This is a genomic window from Vibrio sp. JZG10 (genome assembly GCF_054064075.1).
Genome location: NZ_JBSUGE010000002.1, coordinates 40,529 through 57,596 on the forward strand (window position 1 = coordinate 40,529; position 17,068 = coordinate 57,596).

Sequence of the window (17,068 nt, forward strand, 5' to 3'; positions counted from 1 at the left end):
CGTCAAGAAATCGCAGTATGAAAGTTTGTCAGTGAGAAAGGGCGACAAAGACTGGCGTAGCACTTGGTAAGCAATGTCATGCAAGGGCGTCATCAGTCAGTCTAGTGTTCACATATACCTCAAGGGAATGCGAATCATGGAAAAAGACATCTGGATTGTCAGCGCGAAGAGAACGCCGATCGGGCGCTTTCAAGGAAAGTTGCAAACTTACTCCGCTCCCCAATTAGGCGCACTGGCGATCAAGGCGGCAATGCACGAAGTGAATGTGACATCTGTAGATGAAGTCTTCATGGGATGTGTGCTCCCTGCGGGTTGTGGGCAAGCCCCGGCGAGACAAGCGGCAATTGGTGCGGATTTACCCATGAGTGTAGGGTGCACGACTATCAATAAAGTGTGTGGTTCCGGCATGAAGAGCGTCATGTTGGCGCACGATATTATCAAAGCTGGAACGATTCGAACGGCCATTGCTGGTGGTATGGAGAGTATGACCAATGCGCCGTATTTATTGAAAGAGGCGAGAAAGGGAATGCGCATGGGCCACCAGTCGACGTATGACCACATGTTTCTCGATGGATTGCAAGATGCGTACGACGGGCACTTAATGGGTGTTTATGCTCAGCACGTCGCAGACAGGCTTAAGTTTACCAGAGAGCAAATGGACGAATGGGCAGTGATGTCGGCAAAACGTGCGTTGGAAGCTCAAGAGCGAGGCTTATTTGCAGACGAGCTGTCACCGATTGAATTCAACACCAAGTCTGAACAAGGAACGCTGGATTACGATGAGCACCCGCGCTCGATTGATCTGGATAAAATCCCTCAACTCAAACCTGCATTTGATAAAAAAGGCACAGTGACCGCTGCTAATTCTAGTGCGATTTCCGATGGCGCTGCAGCGCTTGTTCTAATGGATGAAGAGACTGCGATCCACCAAGGTCTTGAGCCACACGCCGTTATCAAGTCTCACGCCACACACGCCAGAAAACCTGCTGAATATACTTTGGCTCCCGTTTATGCGATTGAACAGTTGTTGTCCCAGTTGGATTGGTCAATTGACGAAGTGGATCTGTGGGAGATAAATGAAGCCTTTGCTGTCGTGACACAAATCGCGGTAGCAGAACTTGGGCTTGATATGAGTAAAGTCAATATTAAAGGCGGAGCGTGTGCACTGGGGCATCCGATAGGCGCAAGTGGCGCTCGAATTCTGGTGACATTGATTCATAGTTTGCGTCAGCTACAAGCTTTAGGTACCGACGGTGATCTAGACGCCAAAAAAGTGATGCGAGGCGTTGCGTCACTTTGTATCGGTGGTGGAGAGGCAACGGCGATAGGCATTGAAATACCGCTTTAATTGAAATCAGAAAGGAGTAAATGATGACTCGTTTAGTTCCCTTGTTTATTGGTGGAGAGTTTCGTGAATCTCAAACTTCGGATTGGGTTGAGGTGACCAATCCTGCCACTAATGATGTCATTGCGTACGTTCCCTGCTCAACGGATCACGAGATGGAAGCCGCCATTGATAATGCGAAAGAGACATTCCAATCCTGGAAGGAAGTGGCAGTATCCGAGCGTGCTAGAGTCATGCTTCGTTATCAGCACCTTCTCAAAGAACATCATGATGAGCTTGCCACACTGCTTTCTCATGAAACGGGTAAGATTTTAGTGGATGCTAAAGGCGATGTGTGGCGAGGCATAGAGGTGGTTGAGCAGGCTGCAAACATTGCCAGCAATATGATGGGCGAAACCGTCGAAAACGTTGCCACGGATATTGATAGTTACTCAATGATTCAGCCCCTGGGTGTGTGTTGCGGCATTACGCCGTTTAACTTCCCTGCCATGATTCCGTTGTGGATGTTCCCAATCGCTATCGCGGCGGGTAATACGTTTGTGCTCAAACCTTCCGAACAAGTGCCGTTGACCTCTATTCGTTTAGCCGAACTATTTGAGCAAGCTGGCGCACCGAAAGGAGTGTTGCAAATTGTTCATGGTCGCAAAGACCAAGTCGACTTTCTGCTGGCTCATCCTGACATTCGAGCGGTGTCATTTGTTGGCTCGGTTCCTGTTGCCCGTTATATCTACACCACGGGTACGAAACACTTTAAACGCGTTCAAGCTTTTGCTGGTGCTAAAAATCACATGGTGATCATGCCTGATGCGAACAAAGAACAAGTGGTGAATAACCTAGTGGGGTCCTCCGTTGGGGCGGCGGGGCAACGCTGTATGGCGATTTCTGTTGCGGTATTTGTCGGCGATTTAAAACAATGGATTACAGACCTCAAACAGGCAATGGCGAAAGTACACCCAGGGCCTTGGGACGATGAGCAAGCTGCTTATGGCCCACTCATCAGTGAACAAGCTAAACAACGCGTATTGGACCTAATTGAAGATGGCAAACAACAAGGCGCAGTGTGTGAACTGGATGGCAGTCAGTGTGAAGTGGAAGGCTTTCCCGATGGAAACTGGATTGGCCCAACCTTGTTTAGCGGTGTAACAGCGAATATGTCGATTTACACGCAAGAGATATTTGGCCCCGTTTTAGTTTGTATGGAAGTCGAAACGTTGCAAGAGGCCATTGAGTTGGTGAATCGCAACCCTTACGGTAACGGCACTTCCATATTTACCGCTAATGGTGCTGCTGCAAGAAAATATCAGCATGACATTCAAGTCGGTCAAGTGGGGATCAATGTGCCAATTCCAGTCCCTTTACCATTTTTCTCCTTTACTGGTTGGAGAGGCAGCTTCTATGGCGATTTGCATGCGTATGGTAAACAAGCGGTACGTTTTTATACCGAGACTAAAACGGTGACGGCACGTTGGTTTGATGACGATATTCCAACGGGGCCTAATTTGACCATCCAACTGCGCTGAGTGAATAGAAGGAGCTTTTATGGACTTTGAACTTAATGAAGATCAACGTGCATTTGCCGATACCGCTCAGCAATTTGCCTATGAGCGTTTAGCACCGATGGCGGCGGAGTGGGATGAAAAACAGATCTTCCCCAAAGACGTATTGAGAGAGGCGGGAGAACTGGGGTTTCTCAGTCTCTACACTCCAGAAGCGCAAGGTGGCCTAGGGCTGAGTCGCTTGGATGCTTCAATTATCTTTGAACAACTGGCCATGGGATGTACGTCCACTACGGCGTTTATGACGATTCACAACATGGTCAGTTGGATGATAGCCAGTTTTGCTACCGATGAAGCCAAAACGCAGTTCTGCCCGAAGTTAGTTACGGGGGAATGGTTAGGCTCCTATTGCTTAACCGAGCCCACCGCAGGATCAGACGCCGCTGCACTGACCACTTCCGCTACAAAAAAGGGAGATAAGTATGTCCTCAACGGTGGCAAAACCTTTATCTCTGGCGCAGGAGAGACAGATGTTTTGGTCGTGATGGCGAGAACCGGAGATGCGGGTGCCAAAGGCGTGTCTGCATTTGTTGTTCCAGCTCAAACAGATGGTATCAGCTATGGGCGCAAAGAACCCAAAATGGGTTGGAACAACCAACCAACACGAGCGGTTACTTTTGAAAATGTCGTTGTTCCAGCTAGCCATTTACTGGGCGAAGAAGGGCAAGGTTTTGTCTTTGCGATGAAAGGGCTTGATGGAGGGCGTATAAATATTGCGACCTGCTCCGTCGGTACGGCTCAACAGGCCCTTAATCAGGCTACACGGTACATTCAAGAACGTAAGCAGTTCGGCAAGCCGCTTGCGCAGTTTCAAGCCTTACAATTCAAATTGGCAGACATGGCGACAGAGCTAGTAGCTGCGCGGCAGTTGGTGCGCTATGCCGCCAGTAAACTCGACCGAAATGACCCAGATGCCGCTGCTTATTGCGCGATGGCAAAACGGTTCGCAACCGATGTGGGCTTTCAGGTTTGCGACCAAGCGCTGCAGCTTTATGGCGGCTATGGTTATATCAAAGAGTATCCAATGGAGCGTCATTTCAGAGATGTGCGTGTGCATCAAATTCTGGAGGGAACGAACGAAATTATGCGTTTAATCATCGCGCGCCGTTTGCTCTCTGAGGAGTCGACCTTGCTGTAGCGAAGTATTGGATTTGTTCATTGAGAAAGGATTCATATATGTCATTAACCCAAGAAGTCATTCAACATACGATCGCTAATCACGTTGCGGTGGTGACGATGAACAACCCGCCAGCCAATACGTGGACAGCAGAGAGCCTCAAGGCACTGAAGTCGCTGATACTCACACTTAACGATGATAAGCAGGTCTACGCACTGGTTTTAACCGGCAGTGGAGAAAAGTTTTTCTCTGCTGGTGCGGATCTCAAGCTATTTTCTGATGGTGACAAAGCGGTTGCGTTAGACATGGCGCGATGCTTTGGTGAAGCTTTTGAAACGCTCTCGGAATTCCGTGGTGTTTCCATTGCCGCCATTAATGGTTACGCCATGGGCGGAGGTTTAGAAGTGGCATTAGCTTGTGATATTCGAGTAGTTGAAGAGCAAGCGGTACTTGCTTTACCTGAAGCCAAAGTCGGACTTTTGCCCTGCGCTGGCGGTACCCAAAATCTCACAGCGTTAGTAGGGGAAGGCTGGGCAAAGCGCATCGTTTTATGTGGAGAACAAGTCAGCGCTGACAAAGCAAAAGAACTAGGCTTGGCTGAGGAGTTGGTTCCCAAAGGCGAAGCGTTAAGTAAAGCGTTGGAGCTTGCTGAATCTGTTGCGAACCAGTCACCATCTTCTGTCGCCGCATGTAAGGCGCTCATTCAAAATATGCGCTCTGCGCCACTCAAGCACGGCTTAATGAAAGAGCGAGAGTTGTTTCTGAATCTTTTTGATACGGAAGATCAAGTTGAGGGTGTTCGCGCCTTTTTAGAAAAACGCCCACCGCAATGGAAAAACCGATAGGAGGCCACATGGCAGGGATGGTAACCATCAGTGAAATAGAGTGCTTAGATGGCGTGCACCGCATTGGTATCGCAACGTTAGACAACACCGCTTCATTGAATGCATTGACGTATGACATGTTGGTCCAACTCAACGATCAGCTTATCAAGTGGCAAGACGATCCGCATGTGACTTGTGTGGTACTCACTGGCGCTGGTGAAAAAGCATTCTGCACTGGTGGCGATGTTCGAGCTATGTATCACGTCATGCATAACGAGAGTAAAGAAAAAATCGTAGAGTTCTGTACGGACTATTTCTCGTTGGAGTATGAGTGTGACTATCTCATTCACACTTACAACAAGCCTATTATCGGTTGGGGAGAGGGTATTGTCATGGGCGGTGGAATGGGACTTTTTATGGGAACCAGCCATAAAGTTGTGACAACAACATCACGCCTTGCTATGCCAGAAATCAATATCGGACTGTATCCTGATGTGGGAGGTACGTGGTTTTTAAGCCAGATAGATCCGCAAGTGGGTTTATTCCTCGGATTGACAGGTTCAATGGTGAATTCAAGTGACGCTGTCACTATTGCTTTGGCCGATTGGTTACTGTTGGAAGAGCAGTATCCCACCTTACTGGATGAGCTAAAGCGGCTCCAGTGGGGCAAAGAAGATGCGAAAGAGTTGGTAACTGCGCTACTACAATTAATGGAAGAACAGGTTATTGATAGCAAACCAACCACGCAAATTTGTCCATACTTAGATCAGATAGAGGAAGCGTGCAAAGGCTTTGATCTTAATGCGATAGCACAGCGAATCATGGCTATCGAAGGGAACAGTCAGTGGATAGAAAACGCGAAAAAAACGTTCGCCGCGGGCAGTCCAATCACCGCGCATATTTGCTTCAGACAAGTGAAAGAATACCACAGCTTACCACTTGCAGATTGCTTCCGCTTGGAGCTGAGTTTATCGGTTCGCAGCGCCTTATTAGGTGAGTTTAAAGAGGGCGTCCGTTCTCGGCTTATTGACCGGGATGGCGAACCTAACTGGATGTTTAACAGTGTCAGTGAAGTCGATGAAGATGTCATCGATACCTTGTTTACCTCACTTTGGCCGGATGACGAACATCCGCTTGCTGATTTGGGTGAACAAACACTAGGTCAATAAGGAGAATGATCATGAGTACCATCGCATTTATCGGTTTAGGAAGAATGGGGCATCCGATGGCGCAAAACTTATTAGCGTCTGGATTTAACGTGCAAGTATTTGATGTCGATAGCGAAGCGGCAAAGCAACTTGCACCTTTTGGTGCGGTGGTGGCGAACTCTATTGAGGAAGTCGTGGATGGCGCAAGCACAGTCATCACGATGCTACCAGCAGGATCTCACGTTCGTTCCGTGTATCTTGGCGACTTACACGGCGGTGTAGGTGTCCTCAATCTTGTCTCGCCAAGTACCTTGATGATTGATTGTTCAACCATTGATCCGGACTCTGCGCGATTAGTCGCCAATGAAGCGGCAAATAAACGCGTGCTGTTTGTCGACGCGCCCGTTTCGGGTGGTGTTGCCGGCGCTAAAGCGGCGACATTAACCTTTATTGTTGGTGGCTCGGATGAAGCATTTTCTAAAGCCAATGCCATTTTGCAGTACATGGGAAAAAATGTTTTCCATGCCGGTAAAGCGGGCGATGGTCAAATGGCGAAAATCTGTAACAACCTTATGCTCGGCATTTTAATGTCTGGTACGTGCGAGGCGCTAAATCTAGGTATCGATCATGGGCTCGATCCCAAAGTGTTATCAAACATCATGCTGCAAAGCTCTGGCCGAAATTGGGCATTGGAGCTTTACAATCCTTGCCCAGGCGTGATGGACAGTGCACCAGCCAGCAACGATTACCAACCGGGCTTTATGAGCAAACTTATGTTGAAAGATCTCGGTTTGGGGTTAGATGCGGCGTTACAAACACACTCTTCGGTTCCGATGGGCTCACTGGCGCGTAATTTATATTCTTTCCACAACGCGAGCGGCCATGGCGAGCTCGACTTCTCAAGCTTGTTTGAGTTTTACAAGAGTAAGAAGGGCTAGACTGAGTTTTGCTACAAAACCGTCTGAAATGGTGAAGTAAAACTCATCATTTCGGACCTCCTAAACAGGCTTGAAATAGGGAACATTATTAGCGACGGAGTGCAGTAACTATGGATATTAAAAATAGTGTCATTGCCATTACAGGTGCAGGGCAGGGACTTGGGCAAATGATGGCAATTACGCTTGCTCAAGCCGGTGCAGATTTAGCGTTATTAGATGTAAACGCTAGCGGCTTAATGGAAACACAAGAGCAGTGCCGAATGCTGAGCGCAAAAGCGTTGACTTATCAAGTGGATGTAACGAGCGAAATCGATGTTGAAAACACGTTTGAAGCGGTTATCCAAGATTTTGGCCAACTCAATGGGCTAGTCAATAACGCTGGCGTGCTAAGAGATGGGTTACTTGTAAAATCAAAAGACGGCGTGATCAGTAAGATGTCTTTGGATCAATTCAATTTGGTCATGAACGTCAACGTTACGGGGACATTTTTGTGTGGGCGTGAAGCTGCCGTCAAGATGATTGAGAGCGGTTCACAAGGCGTTATCATCAATATTTCTAGTGTCGCGAGAGCAGGGAATATCGGTCAAACCAATTATTCTGCGTCTAAAGAGGCGGTCGCAACCATGGCGACAACGTGGGCCCGTGAGTTAGCAAGATACGGTATCCGCGCGGCGGCGATTGCACCAGGTGTGGTACATACCGCGATGGCAGAGCAAATGAAACCAGAAGCCATAGAACGGCTAGAAAAGATGATCCCAATTGGAAGGATGGGTGAAACAAGTGAAATCGCGCATGCAGTAAAATACATTCTTGAGAGTGATTACTTTACTGGCAGAGTTTTAGAAGTGGATGGAGGCATTCGTATGTAAAGCTCTAGGGTTAGGTCCCACAGACCGGAATGACAAGCTTCTTTCCCTTTCAGCATTTCCTATTTTTCCGAGAGCCAGTTCTGGGTAACGTAAGTGTTTATTACTCATATTTGGATTCGCCCTGCGAATGGTTTGCCAAAAGTAAATAATGAGAAGTAAATACCACTCAAATACTAAGTGAAATCATTAATTTGATATTGATCACAATTTGCCGCTTTTAATTTCCCCTTCGTAATCAAGCTATCTATGTAAATGCAGTTGATAGTCAGTCTCATCAAAATGAATTTGCAACTGTCTGTTTCAAAAGACATTAACCGTGAAGCACGTGAAATTCGTGTTGAGGTTAATCTCCTATTTAAAGAGTGTGAGTTTCATTAATGGAAGGTTAGTTTCCAGTTGTGGCTAATGAGCTTTAACTTTTTACTCCTCATAATGCGCCAAATGTAACATTGTGTTTCAAAGTGTAACAATAAACTCACACTAATAGTGTGGTTTTGATCTCCACTCAATTCCGTTTTGTTTCGCTCTGATCCCGACGTTACTCATGCTCAACACATAAACATTCTAATGACTATAACAACTGGTTCTTAGCTTGATACCAATCGTAGCAAGTAATTGTTCATTCTAGCTGGTTAAGATGCTTGATAACGGCGCTGAAAAATTTGTAAGTAGAATAACTACTTATCAAAATTTTTGCCTTTTTATCAAACATTTCCCCTGCGCTGTTTCTGAGCTCTTATTTACTGTGATTGGCATTTGTTTTGAAACCAGACAACCATCGAGAAAGTTAATGGAAGCCTCAAGATATAAACGCATCTTGTCGAGGGGAAGTTTGGCGTCCGTCATACTTATGCTCTCAGGATGTAATTCAGCTTTACTTGACCCCAAAGGTGCCATTGGTGTGCAGGAAAAAGAGCTAATTATTACTGCTCTTTTGCTGATGTTGATCGTTGTAATCCCTGTGATTCTAATGACGATTTACTTTGCTTACCGATACCGCGCCTCTAACACTGAAGAAGAGTACGCACCCGAGTGGTCACACTCGACCAAAATCGAAGTGGTGGTATGGACAATTCCAATCATCATCATTGCGATTCTTGCGACGATCACATGGCGTTCGACTCATGAACTAGAGCCCTCCAAACCATTGGAAAGTGATGTTAAGCCAATGACCATCGAAGTGGTGTCACTCGATTGGAAATGGTTGTTCATCTATCCAGAAGAAAACATTGCGACGGTGAACTATGTGGCGTTCCCGAAAGATGTGCCAGTGCAGTTCAAACTGACTTCGGACAACATCATGAACGCGTTTTTCATCCCTCGCTTAGGTACACAGATCTACGCGATGCCAGGCATGGTAACCAAGCTTAACCTGATAGCGAACCATGAAGGTGACTACAAGGGTTTTGCATCGAACTACAGCGGCGAAGGCTTTTCGCAAATGAAGTTCACCGCTTCAGCAATGTCTGATCGTGCTGCGTTCCTAAATTGGGTGCAGAAAGTGAAGGCGAGCCCTGATCGTATTGAAGATTGGGAGCAATACAGCTCACTGGCAGCGCCAAGTATCGCAGAGCCAGTCACTTTGTTCTCTAGCGTTCCTCCGTTCTTGTTCACCGACGTTGTGACTCAGCATCCTGGTTCAATGAACTGTTTGCCTGAAAACCAAGGATAATCGTAATGTTTGGAAGATTAACTCTTGATTCAGTTCCATTCCACGAACCTATTATCGTCATCACCTTAGCGGTTGTGGCGCTGGTTGGTTTAGCCGTAGTTTACGCGGTAACTAAAGCCGGAAAGTGGCAATATTTGTGGAATGAATGGTTTACTTCAGTAGACCATAAAAAACTTGGCTTCATGTACATCGCAGTAGCGATGGTGATGCTTGTTCGTGGTTTTGCTGACGCAGTCATGATGCGTAGTCAGCAACTCCTTTCTTCTGCGGGTGAAGCAGGTTACTTACCACCGCATCACTACGATCAAATTTTTACTGCCCATGGCGTGATCATGATCTTCTTCGTAGCGATGCCATTGGTTATTGGTCTGATGAACATCATCGTGCCATTACAGATTGGTGCGCGTGACGTAGCTTTCCCGTATCTGAATAACTTGAGCTTCTGGCTGTTTGTTGTTGGTGTCATCCTAACAAACATGTCTCTCGGCTTAGGTGAATTTGGTCGCACCGGTTGGTTGGCGTATCCGCCGCTTTCAGGTATTGAGGCTAGCCCAGGAGTCGGGGTCGACTATTGGATTTGGGCGCTGCAGATATCAGGTGTCGGTACGACGTTAACAGGCGTGAACTTCTTCGCGACCATTTTGCGTATGCGTACACCGTCTATGCCAATGATGAAGATGCCAGTTTTCACTTGGGCGTCTCTGTGTGCAAACATTTTGATCATCATTTCATTCCCAATCCTGACCGTCACCATCGCTCTGCTAACGCTGGATAGATACCTAGGTATGCATTTCTTTACCAATGATCTTGGCGGCAATGTAATGATGTACGTCAACCTGATTTGGGCTTGGGGCCACCCAGAAGTGTACATTTTGATCTTGCCAATTTTTGGTGTGTTCTCAGAGGTCACCGCAACCTTCTCACGTAAAAAGTTGTTCGGTTACACATCGCTAGTTTGGGCTACCGTAGTTATCACGATTCTTGCGTTTGTCGTTTGGCTACACCACTTCTTTACGATGGGATCTGGCGCGAACGTAAATGCCTTCTTCGGTATTGCCACGATGATTATTTCTATCCCAACAGGGGTGAAGATCTTCAACTGGCTATTCACCATGTACAAAGGCCGCATCCGCTTTACGACGCCAATGATGTGGACGGTGGGCTTCCTGATCACCTTTACTGTTGGTGGTATGACAGGCGTACTCATGGCTGTTCCGGGCGCAGATTTCGTTCTGCATAACTCAGTATTCCTGATTGCTCACTTCCACAACGTTATCATCGGTGGTGTGGTGTTTGGATGTTTCGCTGCGATCACTTACTGGTTCCCGAAAGCGACAGGTTTCACCATGAATGAAACTTGGGGCAAACGTGCGTTCTATCTTTGGATTATTGGTTTCTTAATGGCGTTCCTACCGCTTTACGCGCTGGGCTTTATGGGTATGACTCGTCGTTTAAGCCAAGACATCAACCCTGAATACTTCCCACTGTTATCGATTGCCGCAGCAGGTACGGTTGTGATTGCGCTGGGCGTATTGTCTCAGTTCATCCAAATTTACGTGAGTATCCGTGACCGCGAGCAAAACCGTGACCTAACTGGTGATCCGTGGGGTGGTCGTACTCTTGAGTGGGCAACATCGTCTCCACCGCCGTTCTACAACTTTGCACACCTGCCAAAAGGTGATGTGCTGGATGCCTTCTGGTACCAGAAACAAAGTGGCGAGTTCGATCCAACTAAAGAAGTGGAATACGAACGTATTCATATGCCAAAAAACACGGCAACAGGCATCTACGTGTCGGCTTGGTCGCTCCTATTTGGCTTCGGCATGATTTGGTACATCTGGTGGCTAGCGGCAGCAAGTTTGGTCGGTATTATCGTGACGTGTATTCAGCACAGTTACAACGATGACGTGGATTACTACGTGGAAGTTGAAGAGATCAAAGCAATTGAGGCCGAGCGTCGAGCTCAGCTTGAAGAAGCGAAGAAAAACTCAGTGAAAGACAGCGAAAGTAAAGATGATCTGGAGGTGACGTATGCAAACTAATATCGCAGCACATCACGACCATGATCACCACCATGACACGAATGGCAACAAGCTATTTGGTTTCTGGGTTTACCTGATGAGTGACTGCGTACTGTTTGCGACCTTGTTCGCGACATACGCTGTGTTGTCGAGCAATTCAATTGCGGGCCCAACAGGTAAAGACATTTTCGAACTCCCATTCGTGTTTGTCGAAACCATGCTGCTGCTGTTTAGCAGTATCACATTTGGTTTTGGCATTATCGCGATGAAGCGCAACAACGTTGCTGGTCTCAAACGTTGGATGTTAGTAACGTTCGCGCTTGGTCTTGGCTTTATCTGTATGGAGGTCTATGAGTTCCATCACCTGATTGAAGAAGGCTATGGCCCACAAACAAGTGCATTCCTATCTGCATTCTTTACGTTGGTTGGTACGCACGGCCTGCACGTAACCTTTGGTCTGATTTGGTTAGCGGTAGCGTATCACCAACTGTCGACGAAAGGTCTGAACGACAATATGGCAATGCGGTTTAACTGCTTAAGCCTATTCTGGCACTTTCTAGATATCGTCTGGATTTGTGTCTTTACCATCGTTTACTTACTGGGGGTAATGTAATGGATCAACATGTAGAAACCAGTGCGTCAGATTACGTGAAAGGCTTTATTGCCTCACTGATTCTGACGGTAATTCCGTTCTACTTTGTTTGGACGAAATCATTACCAGATACAACGACCTATGCGATTCTATTTGGATGTGCATTAGTGCAGATATTTGTTCACTTTAAATACTTCTTGCACATGGAAGCAAAAACATCCGACGGACGTTGGAACCTTGTATCACTGATGTTTACCGCCATTGTTGTACTTATCCTTATCGCTGGCTCGGTATGGATCATCTACAACATGAACGTCAACATGAAGTTGTAGGCCAAGGTATGCTGAAAAGTTATTTGTCTATCACCAAACCGGGCATTATTTTCGGCAACCTGATTTCTGTTGCGGCGGGGTTCTTCCTCGCCGCAAAAACAGAACCAGCCAGTCTAATGTTGTTCGTTACAACGTTAGTTGGTGTGGGGTTAGTCATCGCTTCAGGTTGTGTGGTGAATAATATTTTCGATCGTGATATCGACCAAAAGATGGCACGTACACGAAATCGTGAAACAGTGAAAGGCAACATCAATATCGATATTGCGTTTGTTTATGCACTTGCTTTATTGCTGGTAGGAACCGCACTGTTATTTATCCGAGTGAACCCACTATCCGCTGTCGTCGTTTTGCTTGGCTACGTGTATTACGTGTTCTTTTACACGATGTGGTACAAACGTAACTCGGTGTATGGAACCTTAGTGGGAAGTATTTCAGGTGCAGTCCCGCCATTAGTGGGTTATTTAGCGGTAACAAACTTTATTAGCTTGGAAGCGATTTTACTCTTTACCATGTTCTGTCTCTGGCAAATGCCGCACTCGTATGCCATTGCCATGTTCCGCATGCAAGACTACCGAGAAGCCGGGATTCCCGTATTGCCAGTTAAAGAAGGCATTCATAAAGCGCATCGACACATGAAAGCGTATGTCGTGGCGTTTGGAGCAGTATCGTTGGGGTTATTTTTACTTGGTGAAGCCGGGTATGAATACTTAGCGGTTGCAGCGGTTGTTTGCTTTATGTGGACGAAAGTGACCTTTCGCAGCATTGATGACAGCAACTACATCGCTTGGTCAAAGTCGGTGTTTAAAGTCTCACTGCTAGTGGTGATGGGGATCAGTGGTGTGCTTGGTGTCGAGTTGATTCCTCTAGCTCTGTAACAGCCAGACCTAAGTGTTTGCTACGCGCTAATATCTTTTGCTGCTGAATGCATGAATGGCCTTACCTGGAAGTAAGGTCATTTAACTTTCTATTGTCCTTTATTTTCACTGTTTTTCCTGTTCCTCCTCTAGCTTCACTATCACGTACTCATATCTAAAAGCAAAAACAACCAGTGTGTAAAACATAGTGGATCGCGCGTTTCCGCTGACGCGTAATAATGCCAAGAGATAGCGACTATTAAGCTAAAAAGTATAAACAGCGCAATAACTCTACTTACCATATGAGAATTCAATATCGATAGTTTGTAATGTAAACATTGGGGGGGAGTGCTAGTTCCCATGGCAGCATACAAACTAACAATGTGAATGTTTGAGTTGAATCACCAGCTAGCGAAATACAAAAGTTTTACGGCTGAAAGTGGGTGAGGAAGCATCTTAACTCCAGTGAAATGAACACGATTAAGAATCATCCTTTTACATAATCTAAAAACTCACTAAACCTTAACCCAGATTAAAGTTTTGTCGTCTCCGAGGCATTAAGGTGCGCCTGTAGTTTGCAGGTCTCACGGGTTCAGAGAAGGAACAGCCATACGTTGTGTATCGCTGTTCCTTTTTTGTTCTTGGTTACTTGGGAAAAGATAGAACCATAAAGACAACATTAAGAGGACTGGTTTTGAGCATTTTGTTTTCCGAAGCCCGCATTGGCAGCATGACCCTAAAGAACCGTTTTGTGCGCAGCGCAACGTGGGAAAACATGGCGACCGAAAATGGCCACATGACGGATAAGCTTTACGATATTTACGAAGAGTTGGCGAAAGGTGAAGTGGGTCTAATTGTGACCGGTTATGCTAATATCGTGGAAGAAGAGAAACCCAACGCTGGGATGATGGGGATCTACAACGACTCTTTTATTGAAGAATACAAAAAGCTAACAGAGCTAGTACATCAACACGATTCTAAAATCGTAATGCAAATTGCTTACGGCGGAACCAAAACCACCTACAACGTCGGTGAGCGTGTCATCTTCGCTCCGAGTGACGTGCCTGAGCGTGGCACGAATACGCAAGGCAAAGCGATGACTAAGGACGAGATCGATTACATCGTAAAGGCATTCGCATTGGCGAGTAAACGTGCTCAAGACGCTGGTTTTGACGGCGTAGAGATTCATGCGGCACACACTTACTTAATTAACCAGTTTTTAAGCCCGTACTATAATCGTCGCGAAGACGAATACGGTGGTAGCTTAGAAAATCGCATGCGTTTCCTTTTAGAAATCTTTTCTGAAACCAGAAAGCTGGTTGGGAGCGAATTTCCCATCCTCGTTAAACTGACGGCAACAGAGTTCTTTGACGGCGGTTTAACGTTCGATGAAACTCGCGTCGTCTGTAAGAAACTTGAAGAAGTAGGCGTTGATGCGATCATCGTATCTGGCAATGTTCACGGCAAAGCAAACGAACTTGTTGGTGAAACGTTCGATGGTTATACACTACAAGAAGAAGGTTACTTTCACGAATATGGGCATGTGATCAGTCAGGACGTTAACATACCGGTGATTACTGTCGGCGGGTTGAGTGAGATTGATGCGATTGAGAAAATTGCAGAAGACACAGATATCCAATTTTTCGCTGTGTCACGTCCTTTATTGGCTGAGCCTCAGTTAATAAAGCGCTGGAAAGAGGGTAATCGAGCGCCAGTGGATTGCGAGCGTTGCTCAAAATGCCGAACCAAACGTGGTAACTTTTGCGTAGTGTATAAGAACCGAAATCGTCGTAAATAACCCACCTTAAGTGACGGTATGTCACTGATAAATAGTGCAATAGTCTTCTAAAACACTAAGAAGGCTATTCAATTTAATTCAATATCACTGCCTCTAACGGCTATTCACTATTCGCAGTCCGAAATATTTTTATAATCCTATTTAATTGATAAATAAAGGTAATATAATTAATTATTAAAAATATTAATTATAAGACAAAGTTTCATATCTGAAACTAAATTGCATTCTAAACTTACAATGAACTTATTAATAATTAGGTGCGAGTGTCACGCAGGGTAAAGAATACAGAAGGTGCTTTGAGGTGCGGTATCATTGCTATAACTATCTGATTTTTATAACTGTGTTTCAGCTTTATCGAACCCAAGAGAGTAAGGGAATTTGTGACCCTACGGTATCGTTACTGTGGGGCCTTGTTTATTTGCTGAAAATAGCTACTCAAACGTCACGTTTAATTGTGAGGGACTTGTATTAGCTTGTCGTTGCATTGTGCTTTGCAAGCCTCATGTAAAACGTGAGAGGCAACTAATATGAATAGTCTAGAAAATGCAACCATTGAACACTTCAAAAATCAATTTCAGGGTGATGTTGTTTTGCCCGGAGATCCTACGTACGACGAAGTTCGTCAAATCTGGAATGGCATGATAGATCGCAGTCCCGGTGTTATCGCTCGCTGCAAGTCTGCCGATGATGTCGTGATGGCGGTTAACTTTGCTCGGGATAACAATCAGCTACTTTCGGTCCGAGGTGGCGGGCATAATATTGCGGGCAATGCGGTTTGCGATCATGGTGTGATGATCGACTTGTCGCTTTTGAATCATGTTCAAGTGGATGAAAGCGAAAGAAGGGCTTTCGTTGAACCTGGCTGTACGTTGGCTGATGTCGATGAGGCCACACAAAAATATGGATTAGCAACGCCTGTCGGCATCAATTCAACCACGGGAATTGCGGGGTTAACGCTTGGTGGTGGTTTTGGTTGGTTGAGCCGAAAATATGGTATGACGATAGACAACTTGGTCTCTGCAAATGTCGTAACTGCAGATGGTCGTCAACTGCTCGCGAATGAGACAGAAAATGCCGATTTGTTCTGGGCGTTACGTGGGGGCGGCGGTAACTTTGGTATCGTTACGCGTTTTGAATTCCAGCTACATCCTGTCGGTCCAGAGGTGTTAAGTGGTCTCATTGTCTTTCCATTTGAGCAAGCGAAATCCATTATCACCCAGTTTGCGAAATTCACTGAGTCGGCCCCTGATGACCTAAGTGTCTGGATGGTGAGTCGGAAAGCGCCGCCACTCCCATTCTTACCTGAAAGCGTTCACGGTAAAGAAGTAGTTGTACTCGCGATATGTTATGCGGGTGACCCGGCTGAAGGTGAGAAGTTAATTGCACCGTTGAGAGAGTTTGGTGATGCACATGGTGAGCACGTTGGTGTACAGCCATTTGCGGCGTGGCAGCAAGCGTTTGATCCATTGCTTACTCCGGGCGCACGTAACTATTGGAAATCGCACAACTTTAACTCGCTAAGCGAAGGTGTGATTGATGCAGCGATAGAATACGCAGGTAAGTTACCATCGCCTCAGTGTGAGATTTTTATCGCCTCTCTTGGCTGCGCTGCCTCTAGACCTGAGCCTGAGTCTATGGCTTATTCTAGCCGTGATGCAAACTATGTATTAAATGTGCATGGAAGATGGGACTCCGCAGAAGATGACCAAGCTTGTATCGCGTGGGCGAGAGACTTTTTTGCCAAAACCAAACCGTATGCCAGTGGAGGTGCGTATATCAACTTCCTTACACAAGACGAAGCTGAACGTACAGAGTCTGCCTACGGTCCAACCTTTGCGCGTTTACAAGCAGTGAAGAAGAAGTTTGATCCAAATAACTTGTTCAGAATGAATCAGAATATCAAGCCAGAATAAGTGCAATAAGAGCGTCGTCATTTCATATGACCGGATCTGTCACTTAATATCAAATAACAGTGGCTCTAAAATCTAATGGAGCCACTGTT

The 17,068-nt window shown here is 46.1% G+C and carries 14 protein-coding genes; all 14 read left to right on the forward strand.

Features of this window, described 5'->3' with window-relative positions; genetic code table 11:
• Positions 1-136 precede the first annotated feature (136 nt).
• Positions 137-1,348, forward strand: a complete 1,212-nt coding sequence (locus ACWYVB_RS02765; protein WP_457527861.1) for a thiolase family protein — start codon at positions 137-139, stop codon at positions 1,346-1,348.
• Between the two features lie 23 nt (positions 1,349-1,371).
• Positions 1,372-2,865, forward strand: coding sequence for a CoA-acylating methylmalonate-semialdehyde dehydrogenase (locus ACWYVB_RS02770; RefSeq protein WP_457528142.1), 1,494 nt, complete (start codon positions 1,372-1,374; stop codon positions 2,863-2,865).
• Positions 2,866-2,884: 19 nt separating this feature from the next.
• Positions 2,885-4,039 carry an acyl-CoA dehydrogenase family protein gene (locus ACWYVB_RS02775; RefSeq protein ID WP_457527863.1) on the forward strand — a complete coding sequence of 385 codons (1,155 nt, stop codon included), beginning with the start codon at positions 2,885-2,887 and terminating at the stop codon, positions 4,037-4,039.
• Between the two features lie 38 nt (positions 4,040-4,077).
• Positions 4,078-4,863 (forward strand): enoyl-CoA hydratase, encoded by a 786-nt coding sequence (locus tag ACWYVB_RS02780; protein ID WP_457527864.1) that lies wholly within the window; start codon positions 4,078-4,080, stop codon positions 4,861-4,863.
• An 8-nt stretch (positions 4,864-4,871) separates the two neighbouring features.
• Entirely contained in the window at positions 4,872-6,011 is a 1,140-nt protein-coding gene (locus ACWYVB_RS02785; protein WP_457527866.1) for an enoyl-CoA hydratase/isomerase family protein, read from the forward strand.
• 11 nt (positions 6,012-6,022) lie between these two features.
• Positions 6,023-6,928, forward strand: a complete 906-nt coding sequence (mmsB, locus tag ACWYVB_RS02790) for a 3-hydroxyisobutyrate dehydrogenase (protein ID WP_074190873.1) — start codon at positions 6,023-6,025, stop codon at positions 6,926-6,928.
• A gap of 110 nt (positions 6,929-7,038) precedes the next feature.
• Positions 7,039-7,797: an SDR family oxidoreductase gene (locus tag ACWYVB_RS02795; protein WP_457527869.1), complete on the forward strand. Its 759-nt coding sequence runs from the start codon at positions 7,039-7,041 to the stop codon at positions 7,795-7,797.
• A 790-nt stretch (positions 7,798-8,587) separates the two neighbouring features.
• Complete coding sequence (gene cyoA / locus ACWYVB_RS02800; RefSeq protein WP_005388604.1) at positions 8,588-9,469, forward strand: ubiquinol oxidase subunit II; 882 nt, start codon at positions 8,588-8,590, stop codon at positions 9,467-9,469.
• A gap of 5 nt (positions 9,470-9,474) precedes the next feature.
• On the forward strand, positions 9,475-11,511 hold the full coding sequence (gene cyoB / locus ACWYVB_RS02805; protein ID WP_005375781.1) for a cytochrome o ubiquinol oxidase subunit I: 2,037 nt from the start codon (positions 9,475-9,477) through the stop codon (positions 11,509-11,511).
• Positions 11,501-12,103, forward strand: coding sequence for a cytochrome o ubiquinol oxidase subunit III (gene cyoC, locus ACWYVB_RS02810; RefSeq protein WP_005375782.1), 603 nt, complete (start codon positions 11,501-11,503; stop codon positions 12,101-12,103). Before cyoB ends, cyoC begins: the two co-directional genes overlap by 11 nt.
• A complete protein-coding gene (gene cyoD / locus ACWYVB_RS02815; protein ID WP_258688497.1) occupies positions 12,103-12,414 on the forward strand; it encodes a cytochrome o ubiquinol oxidase subunit IV in 312 nt (103 codons plus the stop codon). Before cyoC ends, cyoD begins: the two co-directional genes overlap by 1 nt.
• On the forward strand, positions 12,375-13,289 hold the full coding sequence (gene cyoE / locus ACWYVB_RS02820; protein WP_220458597.1) for a heme o synthase: 915 nt from the start codon (positions 12,375-12,377) through the stop codon (positions 13,287-13,289). The genes cyoD and cyoE overlap by 40 nt, the downstream gene beginning before the upstream one ends.
• A gap of 673 nt (positions 13,290-13,962) precedes the next feature.
• Positions 13,963-15,066: an NADH:flavin oxidoreductase gene (locus ACWYVB_RS02825; protein ID WP_457527872.1), complete on the forward strand. Its 1,104-nt coding sequence runs from the start codon at positions 13,963-13,965 to the stop codon at positions 15,064-15,066.
• 527 nt (positions 15,067-15,593) lie between these two features.
• Positions 15,594-16,979 (forward strand): FAD-binding oxidoreductase, encoded by a 1,386-nt coding sequence (locus ACWYVB_RS02830; protein WP_193447501.1) that lies wholly within the window; start codon positions 15,594-15,596, stop codon positions 16,977-16,979.
• The last annotated feature ends 89 nt before the right edge of the window (positions 16,980-17,068 follow it).

What these genes read in the sequence shown, in the direction of transcription:
- ACWYVB_RS02765 (WP_457527861.1), top strand. Translation starts at nt 137, where the DNA reads ATGGAAAAAGACATCTGGATTGTCAGCGCGAAGAGAACGCCGATCGGG.
- ACWYVB_RS02770 (WP_457528142.1), top strand. Translation starts at nt 1,372, where the DNA reads ATGACTCGTTTAGTTCCCTTGTTTATTGGTGGAGAGTTTCGTGAATCT.
- ACWYVB_RS02775 (WP_457527863.1), top strand. Translation starts at nt 2,885, where the DNA reads ATGGACTTTGAACTTAATGAAGATCAACGTGCATTTGCCGATACCGCT.
- ACWYVB_RS02780 (WP_457527864.1), top strand. Translation starts at nt 4,078, where the DNA reads ATGTCATTAACCCAAGAAGTCATTCAACATACGATCGCTAATCACGTT.
- ACWYVB_RS02785 (WP_457527866.1), top strand. Translation starts at nt 4,872, where the DNA reads ATGGCAGGGATGGTAACCATCAGTGAAATAGAGTGCTTAGATGGCGTG.
- mmsB (WP_074190873.1), top strand. Translation starts at nt 6,023, where the DNA reads ATGAGTACCATCGCATTTATCGGTTTAGGAAGAATGGGGCATCCGATG.
- ACWYVB_RS02795 (WP_457527869.1), top strand. Translation starts at nt 7,039, where the DNA reads ATGGATATTAAAAATAGTGTCATTGCCATTACAGGTGCAGGGCAGGGA.
- cyoA (WP_005388604.1), top strand. Translation starts at nt 8,588, where the DNA reads ATGGAAGCCTCAAGATATAAACGCATCTTGTCGAGGGGAAGTTTGGCG.
- cyoB (WP_005375781.1), top strand. Translation starts at nt 9,475, where the DNA reads ATGTTTGGAAGATTAACTCTTGATTCAGTTCCATTCCACGAACCTATT.
- cyoC (WP_005375782.1), top strand. Translation starts at nt 11,501, where the DNA reads ATGCAAACTAATATCGCAGCACATCACGACCATGATCACCACCATGAC.
- cyoD (WP_258688497.1), top strand. Translation starts at nt 12,103, where the DNA reads ATGGATCAACATGTAGAAACCAGTGCGTCAGATTACGTGAAAGGCTTT.
- cyoE (WP_220458597.1), top strand. Translation starts at nt 12,375, where the DNA reads ATGGATCATCTACAACATGAACGTCAACATGAAGTTGTAGGCCAAGGT.
- ACWYVB_RS02830 (WP_193447501.1), top strand. Translation starts at nt 15,594, where the DNA reads ATGAATAGTCTAGAAAATGCAACCATTGAACACTTCAAAAATCAATTT.